The organism is Mycobacterium sp. AMU20-3851, from assembly GCF_043974665.1.
Classification (GTDB): domain Bacteria; phylum Actinomycetota; class Actinomycetes; order Mycobacteriales; family Mycobacteriaceae; genus Mycobacterium.
On record NZ_CP146371.1, the window covers coordinates 243846 to 259716 of the forward strand.

Annotated in this window: 18 protein-coding genes and 1 tRNA gene; 6 read left to right on the forward strand and 13 right to left on the reverse strand. The window is 67.7% G+C overall.

Going from position 1 to position 15871, the window contains the following annotated elements; all coding sequences use genetic code 11:
* Nucleotides 1-4 precede the first annotated feature (4 nt).
* From V4U86_RS01150 to V4U86_RS01185, 8 genes are read right to left on the reverse strand one after another with little or no spacing between them, the layout of a single operon-like run.
* Nucleotides 5-400 (reverse strand): hypothetical protein, encoded by a 396-nt coding sequence (locus tag V4U86_RS01150; protein WP_395309481.1) that lies wholly within the window; start codon nucleotides 398-400, stop codon nucleotides 5-7.
* Nucleotides 387-1469, reverse strand: a complete 1083-nt coding sequence (locus tag V4U86_RS01155) for an IS110 family transposase (protein WP_395309165.1) — start codon at nucleotides 1467-1469, stop codon at nucleotides 387-389. The genes V4U86_RS01150 and V4U86_RS01155 overlap by 14 nt, the downstream gene beginning before the upstream one ends.
* 36 nt (nucleotides 1470-1505) lie before the next feature.
* Nucleotides 1506-2741 carry a DUF222 domain-containing protein gene (locus tag V4U86_RS01160; RefSeq protein ID WP_395309482.1) on the reverse strand — a complete coding sequence of 412 codons (1236 nt, stop codon included), beginning with the start codon at nucleotides 2739-2741 and terminating at the stop codon, nucleotides 1506-1508.
* Between the two features lie 10 nt (nucleotides 2742-2751).
* Nucleotides 2752-3543, reverse strand: a complete 792-nt coding sequence (locus V4U86_RS01165) for an alpha/beta fold hydrolase (RefSeq protein ID WP_395309483.1) — start codon at nucleotides 3541-3543, stop codon at nucleotides 2752-2754.
* Nucleotides 3544-3561: 18 nt separating this feature from the next.
* The gene (locus V4U86_RS01170; RefSeq protein ID WP_395309484.1) at nucleotides 3562-4392 is read right to left on the reverse strand and encodes a galactan export ABC transporter permease subunit Wzm/RfbD; all 831 of its coding nucleotides are present in this window, start codon (nucleotides 4390-4392) and stop codon (nucleotides 3562-3564) included.
* A complete protein-coding gene (locus V4U86_RS01175) occupies nucleotides 4389-5294 on the reverse strand; it encodes a galactofuranosyltransferase GlfT1 (RefSeq protein ID WP_395309485.1) in 906 nt (301 codons plus the stop codon). The genes V4U86_RS01170 and V4U86_RS01175 overlap by 4 nt, the downstream gene beginning before the upstream one ends.
* A complete protein-coding gene (locus tag V4U86_RS01180; RefSeq protein WP_395309486.1) occupies nucleotides 5287-6123 on the reverse strand; it encodes a galactan export ABC transporter ATP-binding subunit Wzt/RfbE in 837 nt (278 codons plus the stop codon). Before V4U86_RS01180 ends, V4U86_RS01175 begins: the two co-directional genes overlap by 8 nt.
* Before the next feature lie 6 nt (nucleotides 6124-6129).
* Nucleotides 6130-6633 carry a bacterial proteasome activator family protein gene (locus V4U86_RS01185; RefSeq protein ID WP_395309487.1) on the reverse strand — a complete coding sequence of 168 codons (504 nt, stop codon included), beginning with the start codon at nucleotides 6631-6633 and terminating at the stop codon, nucleotides 6130-6132.
* 264 nt (nucleotides 6634-6897) lie between these two features.
* Between V4U86_RS01185 and V4U86_RS01190 the strand changes: the two genes are divergently transcribed.
* Entirely contained in the window at nucleotides 6898-8094 is a 1197-nt protein-coding gene (locus V4U86_RS01190; RefSeq protein ID WP_395309488.1) for a cysteine desulfurase-like protein, read from the forward strand.
* A gap of 16 nt (nucleotides 8095-8110) precedes the next feature.
* On the opposite strand, the gene V4U86_RS01195 is transcribed toward V4U86_RS01190, so the two are convergent.
* A complete protein-coding gene (locus tag V4U86_RS01195) occupies nucleotides 8111-9082 on the reverse strand; it encodes an NAD(P)H-quinone oxidoreductase (RefSeq protein ID WP_395309489.1) in 972 nt (323 codons plus the stop codon).
* Nucleotides 9083-9123: 41 nt separating this feature from the next.
* Here V4U86_RS01195 and V4U86_RS01200 point away from each other — a divergent pair, with 41 nt between their 5' ends.
* The 3 genes from V4U86_RS01200 (at nucleotide 9124) to V4U86_RS01210 (ending at nucleotide 10806) form a co-directional block, all read left to right on the forward strand.
* Nucleotides 9124-9636, forward strand: a complete 513-nt coding sequence (locus V4U86_RS01200) for a MarR family winged helix-turn-helix transcriptional regulator (protein ID WP_395309490.1) — start codon at nucleotides 9124-9126, stop codon at nucleotides 9634-9636.
* A 19-nt stretch (nucleotides 9637-9655) separates the two neighbouring features.
* Nucleotides 9656-9745 (forward strand) — tRNA-Ser (locus V4U86_RS01205).
* A gap of 35 nt (nucleotides 9746-9780) precedes the next feature.
* Nucleotides 9781-10806, forward strand: a complete 1026-nt coding sequence (locus V4U86_RS01210) for a linear amide C-N hydrolase (RefSeq protein WP_395309491.1) — start codon at nucleotides 9781-9783, stop codon at nucleotides 10804-10806.
* Here V4U86_RS01210 and V4U86_RS01215 read toward each other — a convergent pair.
* Nucleotides 10777-12165: a PLP-dependent aminotransferase family protein gene (locus tag V4U86_RS01215; RefSeq protein WP_395309492.1), complete on the reverse strand. Its 1389-nt coding sequence runs from the start codon at nucleotides 12163-12165 to the stop codon at nucleotides 10777-10779. The two genes, V4U86_RS01210 and V4U86_RS01215, sit on opposite strands and share 30 nt — an antisense overlap.
* 47 nt (nucleotides 12166-12212) lie before the next feature.
* On the opposite strand from V4U86_RS01215, the gene V4U86_RS01220 reads away from it, so the two are divergent.
* Nucleotides 12213-12596, forward strand: a complete 384-nt coding sequence (locus tag V4U86_RS01220; RefSeq protein WP_395309493.1) for a hypothetical protein — start codon at nucleotides 12213-12215, stop codon at nucleotides 12594-12596.
* A complete protein-coding gene (locus V4U86_RS01225; RefSeq protein WP_395309494.1) occupies nucleotides 12597-13505 on the forward strand; it encodes an NAD-dependent epimerase/dehydratase family protein in 909 nt (302 codons plus the stop codon).
* Here V4U86_RS01225 and V4U86_RS01230 read toward each other — a convergent pair.
* From V4U86_RS01230 to hisC, 3 genes are read right to left on the reverse strand one after another with little or no spacing between them, the layout of a single operon-like run.
* Nucleotides 13492-14301 (reverse strand): crotonase/enoyl-CoA hydratase family protein, encoded by an 810-nt coding sequence (locus tag V4U86_RS01230; RefSeq protein ID WP_395309495.1) that lies wholly within the window; start codon nucleotides 14299-14301, stop codon nucleotides 13492-13494. The genes V4U86_RS01225 and V4U86_RS01230 overlap by 14 nt on opposite strands.
* Nucleotides 14302-14329: 28 nt before the next feature.
* Nucleotides 14330-14776 (reverse strand): hypothetical protein, encoded by a 447-nt coding sequence (locus V4U86_RS01235; RefSeq protein WP_395309496.1) that lies wholly within the window; start codon nucleotides 14774-14776, stop codon nucleotides 14330-14332.
* A complete protein-coding gene (gene hisC / locus V4U86_RS01240; RefSeq protein ID WP_395309497.1) occupies nucleotides 14773-15825 on the reverse strand; it encodes a histidinol-phosphate transaminase in 1053 nt (350 codons plus the stop codon). The genes V4U86_RS01235 and hisC overlap by 4 nt, the downstream gene beginning before the upstream one ends.
* Between the last annotated feature and the right edge of the window lie 46 nt (nucleotides 15826-15871).

Genomic DNA, 15871 nt, shown 5'->3' on the forward strand with positions numbered 1-15871 from the left:
CCGGTCAGAACGGCGGCGGGTTCGCCTCATGGAAGGCGCGATTGCGCGCCCGTTCGTGCGCGATCCGATACGCTCGCTGTTGCGCACGGGTGCGTTTTCGGATCGGCATGGCCAGGCCGCGCAGCGGATGCCGCGGCGGGGTCGGCGGCAGGACCAGCGTTCCGGTGCCCCGGGCGGCCTGGGGGAAGAACAGTGTCCCGCCCGGTGTGGTGGTGTAGGTGCGCCCGTTGGGTGCAGTGAAATTGATGGAGCCATCGCTGTTCTGGCGATCTGTCCAGCCGTCCGGCCCGCCGTGGAAGGTCTTCAGCAGGTGGTGGATCCGGCAATACAGTTTGGTGTTGCTCGGGTGGGTGGGGCCGTACGGCCACGGTGTCGTGTGGATGCTCCTATGCAGCGTCAAGTACCAGTTTTGGACGGTATAAATCGGCCTGAAGTGCACGGTAGAGTTCGCGAACAACGGCACGCTTAAGGCAGCGGATGATGTCTTTTTTGGTCTTTCCTTCGGCTGTGCGGCGGGCAACATAGGCTTTGGTGGGCTCGTGCCAGCGCAGGCGATTGATCACGATCAGATGGATCGCACTGTTGGCATCACGGTCACCACCGCGATGTAATCGGTGCCGTGTCGTGGCGCCGCTGCTGGCCGGGATTGGGGCGACCCCGCAGATCCGCGCCAGGGACGCCTCAGATTTGAGCCGGTCGATGTTCTCGCCGGCCGTGGTGAGGATCTGGCCCGCCGCCTCGGTCCCGACGCCAGTCACGGCCAACAGGTGTGGTGTCATTTGCTGGAGGATCGCCTGCAGTTCGACATTGGCTTCAGCGATCTCCTCGTCGAGGAATTGGACTCGGCGGGCCAGGCGACGCAGCATGCGGCGCGCTGCGGCGGCGGCGTCATCGGCGGGCGCTGCCGAGGAGAGCCGTAGTCGTGCGCAGCGGGCGACGAGCGCTGCCCGGTCGTACTGGGACAGCTTGCTACGCAGGTCCTCAGGAGCGCACCACAGCAGTCCGTGGATCTGGTGTAGGGCTGCCTTGCGTGCTTTGACGGCACTGCGTCGGGTGGCGCGGATCATTCGCACGGTTTCGACGAAACCGTCACGATCTTTTGGTGTGCCAGTCGCAGTTTCAGCGACCACGGCTCGGGCTGCGTTGATGGCATCGATTGGATCTGACTTACCTCGCGCTCGACGGTCCTGACGGTTCGGGCGGGATACTTCGACTGTGACAACACCGTGGGCCGTGAGGTATCGGTTCAATCCCGCACCGTAGGAACCGGTTCCTTCGATACCGGCTTTGACCAACTGGCCCAGGGTGAGGACCCAGGCTAGGAGCTTGCGGTAGCCAGCTGCGGTAGCAGGAAACTCATGATCGCCAAGCAGTTTGGCGGTGCCGGCGTCGACGACGGCCACGTGATGGGTGGCCTTGTGAGTATCGACTCCGATGACGACGTGGCGGAATCGCTGTTGAGTTGTCATGCTGGTTCAACCGTCCTCTGCAGGTGGATGGTGACGTCACCGGCGTTGACGGTTGGACAGGACAGAGATGGGTGGCTTGTTGCCGCAAGCTCCTATTAGGTCACCGCCGTCGCGTCGGTGACGCTTACGACGCCACCCGCGGCGCCGGCCGACAGATCCACACAAGGACAGCCTGTCGGCGTCAATCGATATCCGAGCCAGACCGTCACCGCGAGTGACACCTTTATCCTCTCTGTCGACATCGCAACGCTCGGCGGGGACGTTGCAGCCGGGCCAGCGACAGGTCAGGTCGCGGCAGCGGATGAAGCCGGTGAGTTTCTTCGATGGCCGGTAGCCCGACTCGGTGCCCAACTCCCCGCCCTCGGGCACCGGTTGGACCACACTGCGCGGCATCAGGTCGCGGACCTGCTCGGCCGGGACGGTGCCGTAGCCGGGCAACAAAGCCGGTCGTGACGCCGGATCGGCGACTGGCTGTTCCCCGGTGACGGTGGCCCGGTCGGCGTGCATGTGGATGACGATCTGGCCGGTTGGCGCCTCGTTGCCGGGGGCGGGGCAGTTCTCGTTGCCGCACTCACAGGCCAGCACGGCGGCTCCCGCGGCCAGCGGTTCCACCGCGTCGGCGCGACGCTGGTCGAAGGTGCGGGAATCGTCGGGGCAGGTGGTACGGGCCAGGGCGTCCAGTCGCTGGTCGAAGAAGGCACCCTTGAGAGCGTCGACGCGGCCGTGGATCTCGACCATGCCGTCACCGACCGGCTCGACCGTGATCTGCCGGTTGCGCCGGGATTCCCGCGCCCGGCGCACGGCGTCGGGATCGACCTCGATGACCAACCAGTCGATCAGGTCGGCGATCCGCTCGTCTGACAACGCATTCCAGGACGGGGCCCGCTCGGCGACCTGGCCATCGATGACCGACAGGATGTCGGGGTCGGTGATCAACGCGGTCCGCCGGGAGATCATCAGGAACACCCGGAAGTCCACCGCGCCGGTGAGGAAGACCTTCGCGAACTCGGGCAGCCGCTGGAGCAGGTCCCGGCCGTGGGTCATCTGGGTGCAGGCCCGGCCGCGGCTGATCCCGAGCTCGGCGCCGAGTTCGGCGGCGGCCAGTTCCCAGTCGTCGACGATCAGGTCGTCGAAGCTGTACCCCAGCTCGGCCATCCGAGCCAACGCGAACTTCCCGGCGGCGACGAGCTTGTGCGCGACCGCCGCGCGTTCGGCGCGGAGCTGATCACGCGCGGAGTCCAGGTGGGTGACCGCACCTGATCCGTCGAACATGTGTTCGATACTACTCCGCACCCCGGACAACTGAATCCAGGAATTCCTGCAGCGCCGCGGCCACCATGTCCGGAGCGGTGGCGGTCGCGAAATGCGACTGATCGGGCCAGACCGCCCGCTGCGCCCGGGGCAGCGCCCGGGCCAGCAGGTCCATCCCCTCCGGGAGCGGTGACCAGCTCAGCGCGCCCTGCATCAGCAGGACCGGGATGTCTATCGCAGCCCACCGGTCGACGTCGTCGGTATCGCCGGCCATCGCCTCCAGATCGGCCAGCGCCGACATGGCGACCACCGGGTCATCGGGAATCGGCGGACCCTCCGAAATGAGCTCGGCCGGCATCCGCGCGGCCTCCCGTAGGAAGAGCTGGAGCGCGTCGGCGTAGCGCACCGTGACGTAGAGACGCTGGTACTGCTCGACGACCGGCGCCAGGTGCGGCCCCGACTGCAGGAGCGGCGGCTCGAACAACGACAGCGAACGGATGCCGGTGGTATCGGCCGCGGCGGCGTGCAGTGCGACGGTGGCCCCGTATGAACCACCCACCACGTGTGCGCGCCCGACGGCGTCGAGCACCACCTGCAGATCACCGGCCTCGAGGGCGAAACTGTTCGGGGCCGGGCCGGTACCGCTGGGCAGATGGTTGCGGCGGGCGTAGCACACCACCTGATAGCCCGTCAGCCGGCCGCCGATATCGGTCCAGGAGTCCAGGCCGCCGTTGGAGCCGTGCACGAAGACCACCGGCGGACCCGACCCGGTGACCTCGGTGACGAGTTCGGTGCCGTCCGGTGCAGTCAGCGAGATGCCCACCGACAGCACGTTAGGCGATCACACCCAGTAGGGCACCCGTGCCCGGTACTGACGCATGGCGAACGCGGCGGCGATCCAGCCGAGCGCCGTGCAGGCCAGCACCACGATCCAGTGCCGCAGTTCCTGATCGGCGCCGAGCAGCGGCGCCCGCACGATGTCCACGTAGTGCAGCAGCGGGTTGAACTCGATGATCTTCGCCCAGCCCTCGGCGCCCTGCTGGCGTAGCGTCTCGTCGTTCCAGATGATCGGCGTCATGTAGAAGAGCAGCTGGACCAGGCTGAACAGCAGCGGGCTGATATCGCGGTAGCGGGTCGCCAGGATGCCGAAAACCAGTGCCACCCATACGCAGTTCGCGACGATCAGCGCCAGCGCCGGGATGAAGGCCAGCGAGGTCCATGTCCAGTGCTGCGGGAAGATGATCGCGATGATCACGAAGATGATGATGTTGTGCCCGAACAGCAGGACCTGGCGCCACACCAGCCGGTAGACGTGCACGCTCAGCGGTGTGGGTAGCTGTTTGATCAGGCCCTCGTTGGCGACGAACACGTCGGCACCCTCGATGATGGCGGCGTTGATCAGGTTCCAGATGATCAGGCCCAGCGTGACGTAGGGCAGATGCTCGGCGAGTTCGAGCTTGAACAGCTTCGAGTACAGCCCGCCGAGCGCGACCGCCATGGTGCCGGTGGCGATGGTGATCCAGAACGGCCCCAGCACCGAACGCCGGTAGCGCTGCTTGATGTCCTGCCAACCCAGGTGCAGCCACAGCTCCCGCTTGCCGAACCCGTCGCGCAGATCGCCCCAGGCCCGGGCCATCGTCTTGGACTGCGCCGCGGCGTCAAGAATCGTCATGTCTGTTTGAACCTCTCGAACTTCTCCTGCCTACCCAGCCGCCGCAGTCGCAGCCAGTCGCGCAACCCCGCCGGGTCGCGGCGGGTCACCAGGAAGAACCAACCGAACCGCACCCACTCCTGCGGGATCAGGTGCTGCAGTCCGCGCTGCGCCTGCAGGTACCCGCGGTTGCGGTAGGTGTAGAACCGCTTGACCTCGTCGGACGGGTACTGCGTGTGCATGCGCCCGCCGAGGATCGGCTTGAACTCGTCGGAGCCTTGTGGGTGCAGGTACACCGCTTCCAGGCAGGTGCCGAAGCGCAGCCCGGACAGCACCAGCCGACGGTGCATGTCGACCTCGTCGCCACGGATGAACAGCCGCAGGTCGGGTACCCCGACCGATTCCAGGGCCTGCGCACTGAACAGTGCACCGTTGAACAGCGAGGCGATGCCGGGCAGCAGATCCCCGGCGCCATCGACCCGCAGTTCGTCGACGTGCCGGCGCCAGGCCAGGCCGCGCCGCAACGGGAACGCCAGCCGGCTGGGGTCGTCGAGGTCGCACACCATGGGTGACACCTCGGACAGCGAATGCTCTGCCGCACAAGCCAACAGGGTGGCCAGCACGCTCGGGTCGGCGGGGCGCCCGTCATCGTCGGCCAGCCATACCCAGTTCGCTCCGAGGCTCAGCGCGTGCAGCATGCCGAGTGCGAAACCTCCTGCGCCGCCGAGGTTTCGGTGCGACCCGAGATAGGTCGACGCCACCGGCTGGGCGGCCACCAGCGCGCGCACCGCCGGATCGTCGTCGTTGTCGACCACGATCAGGTGATCCGGCGGGCGGGTCTGGCCGCACACCGCCTGCAGCGACACGGCGAGTTCGGCCACCCGGCGATGGGTGACGACGACCGCCGTCACCTGCTCACTCATCGGTGTTGTCTGCTCTTCGCGCCAGCGACTCATCGCCGCGGGCGTTCTCGGCGAGCACCTCACGCACGTGCCGGGCCGCATCGGGACCCTCGTAGGCGCCGACGACTTCCTCGATACCGCCGGTCATCTTGATGGTGCCGTGGTCCACCCACATCGCGGTCTTGCACAGCTGGGCCAGGAACTCGTTGGAATGGCTTGCGAACACCAGGATTCCCGAGCGGGCCACCAGACTCTGCAGCCGGGTGCGGGCCTTCTTCATGAACTCCGCGTCGACCGCGCCGATCCCCTCGTCGAGCAGCAGGATCTCCGGGTCGATGCTGGTGACCACCCCCATGGCCAGTCGCACCCGCATACCCGTGGAGTAGGTGCGCAGCGGCATCGACAGATAGTCGCCGAGTTCGGTGAAATCGGCGATCTCGTCGACCTTGGCCAGCATCTGCTTACGGGTCTGGCCGAGGAACAGGCCGCGGATGATGATGTTCTCGAATCCCGAGATCTCCGGGTCCATCCCGACCCCGAGATCGAACACCGGTGCCACCCGGCCGCGCACCGTCGCCGACCCGCGGGTGGGCTCGTAGATACCCGAGAGCAGCCGCAGCAGCGTGGACTTGCCGGCGCCGTTGTGGCCGACGAGCCCCACCCGGTCGCCCATCTGCAGGGACATGGTGATGTCGCGCAGCGCCTCGATGACCACGACGTTGGATTCGTTGCGGCCGATGGTGCCGCCGGCCTTACCGAGAAACGCCTTCTTCAGCGACCGTGATTTGGCATCGAAGATCGGGAATTCCACCCAGGCGTTCTCGGTGGAGATGAACGGTTCGTTCGACACGGGCGGCTACAGGTACTGCCCGGTCCCCGGGTGGCCGGGGCCGCGTTGTCCCGGCGGCGCCATCCCCGGAGGCAACTGACGCATCTGCTCCAGCTGGGCGCGGGCGGCCATCTGCTGGGCGAACAGCGCGGTCTGGATGCCGTGGAACAGGCCCTCCAGCCAGCCCACCAGCTGGGCCTGCGCGATGCGCAGCTCCGCATCGCTGGGCACCGCGTCATCGCTGAACGGCAGCGTCAGCCGCTCCAGCTCCTCGCGCAGTTCGGGGGCCAGGCCCTCCTCGAGCTCGCGGATGCTGCTGCTGTGGATCTGCGCGAGCTTGCTTCGACTCGCCTCGTCCAGCGGCGCCGCCCGCACCTCCTCGAGCAACTGCTTGATCATCGTCCCGATCCGCATCACCTTGGCAGGCTGTTCGATCAGGTCGGTCAGGGCCTTGTCGTCGTCGGCGGCCTCGTCGGCTGTGCCGCCGGTCAGGATCTCGACGTTGTCGTCGTCGTCCGGGTTGATCGTCATTGCTTTCCTGTCGTCCCGTTGTCATCGATCTTCGTCCACGACCGTGAGCTGTCTAGCGACACTAGTCCGTCCGGCGTCGCCGACCCGCGAACGACCGGCTTGCTGCATCAGCAGCAGACGGGGCAATTAGCGCCCCGGTCGTGGAGCCCGCTGCATTAGTATGGCTGCCGATGTGATCAAGGCCCCTCCCGTGCGGGGCGGCCGGATCCCCTAACCCAATGCGTGTTCGTCTGTGCGATTCACGGACGTTCTAAGGTGGCTGACATGGCGTACGACGTTGCCCGGGTGCGGGGGCTGCACCCTTCGCTGGGCGACGGCTGGGTGCACCTCGACGCGCAGAACGGGATGCTGCTGCCCGACTCGGTGGCGACCACGGTCTCGACCGCGTTCCGCGGCTCCAAGCCGACCACGACGGGACCGCACCCGTCGGCCCGGCGCAGCGCGACGGTGCTCGCCGCGGCCCGGCAGGCGATCGCCGACTTCGTCGGGGCCGATCCGGACGGTGTGGTGCTCGGTGCCGATCGTGCGGTGCTGCTGACCTCGCTGGCCGACGCCGCCTCGGTGCGGGTCGGCCTGGGCTACGAGATCGTGCTGTCCCGGCTCGATGACGAGGCCAACATCGCGCCCTGGCTGCGCGCGGCGAATCGGTACGGCGCCAAGGTCAAATGGGCCGAGGTCGACATCGAGAGCGGTGAACTGCCGGTCTGGCAGTGGGAAGGCCTGATCACCCCGCCGACCCGGTTGGCGGCGATCACGTCGGCCTCGGCGACGCTGGGCACCGTCACCGATCTGACGCCGGTCACGAAGCTGGTGCACGAGAACAACGGCCTGGTGATCGTCGATCATTCCGCCGCGGCGCCCTACCGGATGATCGACATCGACGACATCGATGCCGACGTGGTCGCCCTGAACGCGGTCGCCTGGGGCGGCCCGCCGATCGGCGCCCTGGTGTTCCGTGATCCAGCTGTCATCGAGCAGTTCAGTTCCGTATCGCTGAACCCGCATGCCCGCGGGCCGGCCCGGCTGGAGACCGGGATCCACCAGTACGGCCTGCTCGGCGGTGTGGTCGCCAGCGTCGAATATCTCGCCAACCTGGACGAGGCCGCGTCCGGGTCCCGCCGGGAGCGGCTCGCGGTCTCGATGGAATCGGCGGCGCTCTACCTGGACCGGCTCTTCAACTACCTGCTGTCCTCACTGCGCTCGCTGCCGCGGGTGCTCGTGCTGGGCAGCCCGGCCGAACGCATCCCGGTGCTGAGCCTGGTCGTGGACGGGGTTCCCGCGGAGCGCGTGATTGCACGCCTGGCCGACAACGGGGTTCTGGTCGGGCACAGCGAGCACTCCCGCGTGCTGGACGCGTTCGGTGTGGACGACATCGGCGGCGCGATCACGGTGGGCCTGTCGCACTACTCGACCGCCGCCGAGATCGACCAGTTGGTGCGGGTGCTGGCCTCGCTGGGCTGACGGGCAGTCGGGGTGCTCAGCCGACTCGCAACAGCACCTTGCCGGTCACGGTGCTGTCGTGCAGCAACCGGTGAGCCTCGGCGGCCTGCTCGACGGGCAGTTCCGCCCCGATGATGGGCCGGATTTTCCCGTCGGCGATCAGCGGCCACACGTTGGCGGTCACCTCGGCGACGATGGCGCCCTTACCGTCCGGACCGTCCACCGGTCGGGACCGCAAGGCCGTCGCCATCACCCCGGCGCGTTTGCCGAGCAACTTGCCGATGTTCAATTCGGCCTTCGCTCCGCCCTGCATGCCGATGATCACCAGCCGGCCCCCGTCGGCCAGCGCATCGATGTTGCGGTCCAGGTACTTGGCGCCGATGATGTCGAAGATCACGTCGGCGCCGCCCGCCTCGCGCACCCTTTCGGCGAAGTCCTCGTCGCGGTAGTTGATCAGAATTTCCGCGCCCAACTCCGAGCACACTGCGAGCTTCTCGGCTGAACCGGCGGTCACCGCGACGCGCGTTCCCAGGGCGCGGGCCAACTGGATGGCGTGGGTCCCGATACCGCTCGCCCCGCCGTGGATCAGCAGTAATGCGCCGGGATGAAGGCGGGCGGTCATCATCAGGTTGGACCAGACGGTGCACGCCACCTCGGGCAGAGCGGCCGCCTCGACCAACCCGACCCCGTCGGGAACGGGCATCAGCTGGGCAGCCGGCACCGCGACGAATTCTGCGTAACCACCACCTGCCAGCAAAGCGCAGACCGGTTGGCCGACGGTCCAGCCGGTGACACCCGGCCCGACCTCGGAGATGGTCCCGGAGACCTCAAGGCCGAGGGTTTCGCTGGCGCCCGGCGGCGGCGGGTAGCTACCTCCGGCCTGTAGCAGGTCGGCCCGATTCACGCCCGCGGCAACCACCTTGATCACCACTTCACCCGCGTGAGCTGCGACGTCGGGAACTTCTTGCCATGTCATACGTTCGGTTGAAACTGCAATGATGGCCCGCATTCGGCTCACGCTACTACGTGTTCGGACCTTAAGATTTGGCCATGGAAGCGATCATCGGTGGCCGCACGGCAAGCACCATGCCAGGCTTGGATATCGCTGAGCAGAAATCTTGGCAAAATTTTCTGGACTCGGCGTTACGGTTGTACGCGACTCTGAACAGGTCCTTGGTGGATACTCATGGCCTGGCTCTCAATGATGTCCGCCTGCTCGACATTCTGGACACCTCGGACAGTGGTTCGGCGCGGATGGGGGATCTGGCCGAGGGACTGATGTCCCTGCCCAGTCGGGTGACCCGGCAGATCCATCGGCTGGAAAAGCTGCAGTTGGTCACCCGGGTCGCCAGCCCGGACGACCGGCGCGGCGTGCTGGCCACCATCACCGACGAGGGCCGGGCGCTGCTGGCCGAGGCGAGACAGACCTACAGCGCCGGGGTGCGCAACCACTATCTGGGCCGGTTGTCCCGTTCGCAGATCACCGCGACGGGGGAGAACTGCCGCCGGATCAGTGCCGGGCTGCAGTCCAATGCTCGGCCCGCCAAACTCGGACGGGTGTAGACCGCTTAGGCTGTTCCGCGGTGGCGTGGCAGAGCGGCCTAATGCACTCGCCTTGAAAGCGAGAGACGGCTAACACCGTCCGGGGGTTCAAATCCCTCCGCCACCGCCAGACTTTCGTGCGCGGCCACGGCTAGGCTGTTGCGCGTGTGCACCCGAGTGATCTGGCCGGACGCCGGCGACGCGGTCCTGGTGGGACGGAACATGGACTTCCACAAGGATCTGATGACCAACTTGTGGAAGCAGCCGCGCGGGGTGAAGCGCGATGACGGCGTCAGCGGCAAGCTGCAGTGGACCTCCAGGTACGGCAGCGTCATCGCCACCGCCTTCGACATCATCTCGGTGGACGGTCTCAACGAGGCCGGGCTGGCCGGGCATGTGCTCTGGCTCGCCGAATCGACCTTCGGCACACCGGATCCCGACCGCACCCAGCTCAGCCAGGCGATCTGGCTGCAGTACTTCCTGGACAACTTCGCCACGGTCGCCGATGCGGTGGCCTGGATCGAGCAGACCGATGTGCAGGTCGTCCAGATGGACGACCCCACCGGCGGCAAGCCGCCCGCCATCCATCTGGCGCTCGACGACGCCACCGGGGACTCGGCGATCATCGAATACATCGACGGCAAGGCGAAGGTCTACCACGGCCGCGACTACCGGGTGATGACCAATTCGCCGACCTTCGACCAGCAGCTGGAGCTGGTGAAAGCGTTCGACGGGCTCGGGGGATCGAACCCGCTGCCGGGGTCGACGCTGGCCTCCGACCGGTTCGCGCGGGCGAGCTACTACGCGAGCCGGTTACCGAGGCCGGCCGGGCAGGTCGAGGCGATTGCCGGGATGTTCTCGGTGATCCGCAACGCGGCGCAGCCGTTCCGCATCCCCGACCCAGGCAAACCCGATGCGTCCCAGACCATCTGGCAGGTGGTTCTCGACCTGACCAACAAGCGCTACGTCTACGAGTCCACCACCCGCCCGAACATCGTCTGGGTGGACCTGGCCGATCTCGACTTCGCCGAGGGCAGCCCGCAACTCAAGCTGGACCTGATCGGTGAACTGGCCGTGCAGGGCGGCATCGCCGGCAACGTGTCGGACCGGTTCGAGGACAAGGGTCCGATGACGTTCCTGTCGCTGCAACTGCTGCAGCAGCTACAGGCCGGGGCACACGACGCTTCGTAGCATCCGAACGCCGGACTCGATCTGCGCTTCGGTCAGGTTGGCGTATCCGAGGATCAAACCCGGTGGCGCGCAGTCGGTATCGGCATAGCAGGGCGCCAGTGCCTCGATCCGCATCCGGCGCTCGTCGGCCCGGCGCACGATCGCGTCGACCGGCCAGTCCGCGGGCAGCACCACGGTCAGATGTACCCCGGCTGCGGTGCCCAGCACCGTGGCCTCGGGTAGATGTCGCGCCAACGCGTCGATGAGGGCGTTGCGCCGGGACACGTAGCGCCTGCGCATCTGGCGTAGGTGCCGGTCGTAGCCGCCCGAGCTCAACAACCGGCTGAAAGCGATCTGGTCCATCACCGAGCTGCCGGTGTCGGCAAGGCTTTTCGCCGAGCGTGCGGCCGCAACCAGGTGCCTGGGCAGTACCATCCACCCGATGCGCAGCCCGGGGGCCAGGGTCTTGCTGGTGGACCCGATGTAGATGACCCGATCGGGGGCAAGGCCCTGGAGCGCCCCCACCGGGGCCCGGTCGTAACGGTATTCGGCGTCATAGTCGTCCTCGATCACGAGGTGGCCGGCACGTGCCCAGTCCAGCAGTGCCGCACGCCGGTCCGCGGAGAGCACGACACCGGTCGGGGACTGGTGCGCCGGGGTCGCCAGCACCGCGGCGGCACCGCTGGCCGCCAGGGCTGCCACGTCCAGCCCGTAGGCATCCACCGGTACCGGTACGGGCTCGATACCGTTGTGTCGCAGTACCATCCGGTGCAACCAGAAGCACGGATCCTCGACGCCCAGGGGACCCTCCAGGATGCGTGCCACCAAGGCGACGGCCTGGGTGGCCCCTGAGCACAGCACGATGTCACCGGGGTCGGCGATGACTCCGCGAGTCCGCCGGAGATAGTCTGCGACGGCCGTGCGTGCGGCGGGCAGGCCGTGTGGGGACACGTAGCCGAACGCCCCGGATTCGACTTCGGCCAGGCCCTGGCGCAGTGCGCGCAGCCAGGCTTCCCGGGGAAAGCTGCTCAGATCCGGTGAGCCTGGCCGGAAATCGATCTGGTAGCTCCCGCGGGAGGCCGGTGCCGCCGGGGCGAGCGGCGCCGCGTCGACGGCGGCGACCCGGGTGCCGGCTCCGTGCCTGCTGTGCAGAAATCCTTCGGCGCTGAGCTGGCTGTACGCATCGACCACCAAGCGACGTGAGACGCCCAGGTCGGCGGCGAGTACCCGGCTCGAGGGCAGCCGCGTCCCCGGTGCCAGCCGGCCGGAGCGGACGGCCTCGCGCAGTCCGTCGGCCAGTTGGCGATGCAGTGGGACGGCCCGGCCCCGGTCCAGCTCCAGCAAGAGCTCCGGACCCGAACTGGTACCCGAAACCTCCATGAAAGTGGAGCCTACTCGGACACCATTGGGCGGCTAGCGTGATCAGCATGCCGAAGGTGGTACTGCTGGTTTTCGGGATCTACTCGGTCGTGCTGGGCATCTTCATGCTGGTGGCACCGGGCGTGTTCTTCGAGACCCTGGGTGCGTTCGGAGTGCGCAACGACCACTACATATTCGACAACGCGTCGTTCGAATTGCCGCTGGGCCTGCTCATGCTGGCCGCGGTACGGCTGCCGGGCTGGCGGGTGCCGGCGCTGGCCTTCGCCACCGCGCACTGGGCGCTGCACGCCGTCAGCCACCTCGTCGACCCGCACCACGGCGCAGGTGAGTGGGTGGGCTGGCTGGAGGCGGCCGGGCTGGTGTTCACCACATGCCTGTTGGCCATCGCGCTGAGCAAGAGCATCGTCGAACAGAAGGTGGGGGTCGGATAAATGCGTGTACTGGTGGCGGGGGCGACCAGCGTCCCGGGCATACCGCTGCTGCGGGAACTCAAGGGGCGGGGCCACGATGTCCTGGGCGTGACACGGTCAGAGGCCAAGGCTGCGCGGATATCGGAGCAGGGTGCCAGGCCGGTGATCGCCGACGTGCTCGATGCGGGCCAGATCGACTCGGTGGTCGCCGAATTCGCGCCGGAGGTGGTGGTGAGCCTGCTGACCACGCTGCCCAGGCTCGGGCCCAAACGGATCAAGGACTTCGAACCGGCCAAACAGCTGTGGACGCGCGGGGCGGGCAATCTGGTGGCCGCGGCGCAGCGTGCCGGGGTGCGCCGGGTGATCGCGGAATCGGTGATCTTCGCCTACGGATATGGGCCGAAAAGGCCGGCGCCGCTGGATGAATCCGATCCCTACCCGGGGCCGCCGCCGCCCGGAGGCGACGAGATGCTCGCCGCGCTGCGCGGGATGGAACGCAATGTGCTGGAGTCTGGAAAGCACAGTGCGACCGAGGGAATCGTGTTGCGCTACGGCGTCTTCTACGGTCCCGGGGTGACCCACGATGATCTGTTCCGCAAGCTGGCCAGATGGTGGGCTATGCCGGCGTTGACGGGCACTGGGGTGCTGTCCTGGGTGCACATCGACGATGTCGCCCGCGCCACCGCCGATGCGCTGGACAAGGGCCGGCCCGGACAGATCTACAACATCGTCGACGACCGGCCGCAATCGTTCGCAGACTATGTGCGCGAACTCAATTCGCGGCTGCGCAGGCCCCCGCCGATTCCGGTGTCGAGCCGTCTGGTGCGGTTGGTGGCCCCGTATCCGGCCATCGCGTTCGGCACCGCCTGGTTGCCGCTGTCCAACACCGCCGCCAAGACCGACCTCGGCTGGACCCCTATTCCCCGGTGAACTGGGGCGGGCGCTTCTGGAACATCGCGGTGACCGCCTCACCCAGATCCTTGGACGGCAGGAACGCCGAATTCCACGCTGCCACATAGCGCAGGCTCTCCGAGACCCGGCCGATGCGCTGCTGATCCAGCACGTCCTTGACCCCGTGCACGGTCAACGGCGGGTTGGCCGCGATCTGGGTGGCGGTCTCGTGCGCGGCCGCCAGGGCGGCGTCCGCGTCGGCGTACACATCGTTGACCAGACCGATCTTCTCGGCGCGTGCCGCGTCGATGTCCTTGCCGGTCAGGGCGAGTTCACGCAGGTGGCCGTCGGAGAGGATCAGCGGCAGCCGGGCCAGCGAGCCGACATCGGCGACGATGGCCAGCTTCACCTCGCGCACCGAGAACTTGGCATCGGTGCTGGCGTAGCGGATGTCCACCGCGCTGATCAGATCCACACCGCCGCCGATGCACCAGCCGTGCACCGAAGCGATGGTGGGGGTGCGGCAGTCGGCCACCGCGTTGATGGCGCCCTGCATGGTGGACAGCTTCTTGTGGAAGTCCAGCCGGCCCTTGGCTCCGGAGTCCAGACCGGGCAGGGTGGCGCCCATCGCGGCCAGGTCCAGCCCATAGCTGAAGTTCTTGCCCGAGCCGGTCAGCACGATGGCCCGGACCTCGGGGTCGTCGTCCAGAGTGCCGAACACCTCGGGCAGTTCGGCCCAGAACGCCGGCCCCATCGCATTGCCCTTGCCCGGCCCGATCAGGGTCACCCGGGCGACATGGTCGGCGATGTCCACGGTCACGGATTCGTATGCCATGGCGTCAGGCTAACCCGCGCGCGAAACCTTAAGGTACGGGCCCGCCCAGCAGCACCTCCCGGACGGTGGCGCCGGTCAGGAACTGGCACACCGCCTCGGCCAGCGATCGGGCGATGTCGATGTTGTCCGGGCCCAGGATCGACTGTTCGTTTTCCAGGATGGCGTTGACGACGGCCTTCTTGGTGGCCGCATCGAGCTTGTTGAACTCGGTGCACTTCATCGTCAGCGCGTTCGGCGGGGCCGGCACGTCCGGCACATCGGGCTGCTGGCCGGGCATCGGGAAGTTCGGGATAGTGATGTCGGGCAGCCCGGGGAAGGTGGGCAACTGCGGCAACCCGGGGCGGCTGGGCGCCGAGGACAGCGGCGGTCCCGGTTCGGTGGTCTGGGCCACCGTGCCCTCGGTGGTCCGCCCGCAGCCGGTCAGCAGGCCCAGCGCGACCAGACCGATGGCGGCGGCTGTCCCTGCCCGGATCACTGCCGGATCCATTTCCGGGCGAACGCCAGGAACGCGTCGTTCTCGTGGGGCGCGGCCACCGTCACCCGCACGCCGTCCTCTCCGTACGGGCGCACCAGCAGTCGGTCGTCGGCCGCGGCGTTGGTGAACTCGGCGCACCGGCCGGGCATCGGTAGCCAGACGAAGTTGGCCTGCGAGGGCGGCACCTCGTAACCGGCCTCGGTCAATGCGGCGCTGACCCGGGCGCGTTCGGCGACCACGGCGTCGGTGCGGGCCAGCAGTTCCTCGGCGGCATCCAGCGAGGCGATGGCCGCGGCCTGGGAGATGGTGGTCGCGGTGAACGGGACGTACACCTTGCCCAGTGCGGTGACGATGTCCGGGTCGGCGACCGCGTAACCGATGCGCAGCCCGGCCAGCCCGTAGGCCTTGGAGAAGGTGCGCAGTACGACGACGTTCGGGTGCTTGCGGACCAGGCCGAGACTGTCCGGCAGCAGGCCGTCGCGGATGTACTCGACGTAGGCCTCGTCGATGACGACCAGGATGTCCGACGGCACCGACTCGACGAAGGCCTCCAGGGCGGCCGGCTCGACGACCGTGGAGGTGGGGTTGTTCGGGTTGCAGACGAAGATCAGCCGGGTGCGGTCGGTGATCGCGGCGGCCATCGCGTCCAGGTCGTGCACGTGGTCCTTGAGCGGCACCGCGACCGGGGTGGCACCGGCGGTGCGGACCTGTAGCGGGTAGATCTCGAAGCTGCGCCAACCGAAGATCACCTCGTCGCCGACGGTCGAGGTGATCTGGATGAGCTGCTGGCACAGGCTCACCGATCCGGACCCCACCGAGATGTTCTCCGGCGCGAAGTCGACGTGCTTGGCCAGCCGCTCGCGCAGATCGCGGTAGCCGTTGTCCGGATACCGGTTGATGGTCTCGGCGGAGGCGGCGATGGCCTCCAGCACGCTGGGCAGCGGACCGTGCACGGTCTCGTTGCTCGCGATCTTGATGGCGCCGGGCACGGTGCGTCCCGGAGTGTAGGCCGGCAGGTCGGCCAGCTCGGGTCGCAGACGGGCGGTCACCCAGCCATTCTAGGGGTGCTCCTCGAGGCGCCCGATGACGCGCTTT

What these genes read in the sequence shown, in the direction of transcription:
- V4U86_RS01155 (WP_395309165.1), bottom strand. Translation starts at nt 1,469, where the DNA reads ATGACAACTCAACAGCGATTCCGCCACGTCGTCATCGGAGTCGATACT.
- V4U86_RS01160 (WP_395309482.1), bottom strand. Translation starts at nt 2,741, where the DNA reads ATGTTCGACGGATCAGGTGCGGTCACCCACCTGGACTCCGCGCGTGAT.
- V4U86_RS01170 (WP_395309484.1), bottom strand. Translation starts at nt 4,392, where the DNA reads ATGACGATTCTTGACGCCGCGGCGCAGTCCAAGACGATGGCCCGGGCC.
- V4U86_RS01175 (WP_395309485.1), bottom strand. Translation starts at nt 5,294, where the DNA reads ATGAGTGAGCAGGTGACGGCGGTCGTCGTCACCCATCGCCGGGTGGCC.
- V4U86_RS01185 (WP_395309487.1), bottom strand. Translation starts at nt 6,633, where the DNA reads ATGACGATCAACCCGGACGACGACGACAACGTCGAGATCCTGACCGGC.
- V4U86_RS01190 (WP_395309488.1), top strand. Translation starts at nt 6,898, where the DNA reads ATGGCGTACGACGTTGCCCGGGTGCGGGGGCTGCACCCTTCGCTGGGC.
- V4U86_RS01195 (WP_395309489.1), bottom strand. Translation starts at nt 9,082, where the DNA reads ATGCGGGCCATCATTGCAGTTTCAACCGAACGTATGACATGGCAAGAA.
- V4U86_RS01200 (WP_395309490.1), top strand. Translation starts at nt 9,124, where the DNA reads ATGGAAGCGATCATCGGTGGCCGCACGGCAAGCACCATGCCAGGCTTG.
- V4U86_RS01215 (WP_395309492.1), bottom strand. Translation starts at nt 12,165, where the DNA reads ATGGAGGTTTCGGGTACCAGTTCGGGTCCGGAGCTCTTGCTGGAGCTG.
- V4U86_RS01220 (WP_395309493.1), top strand. Translation starts at nt 12,213, where the DNA reads ATGCCGAAGGTGGTACTGCTGGTTTTCGGGATCTACTCGGTCGTGCTG.
- V4U86_RS01225 (WP_395309494.1), top strand. Translation starts at nt 12,597, where the DNA reads ATGCGTGTACTGGTGGCGGGGGCGACCAGCGTCCCGGGCATACCGCTG.
- V4U86_RS01230 (WP_395309495.1), bottom strand. Translation starts at nt 14,301, where the DNA reads ATGGCATACGAATCCGTGACCGTGGACATCGCCGACCATGTCGCCCGG.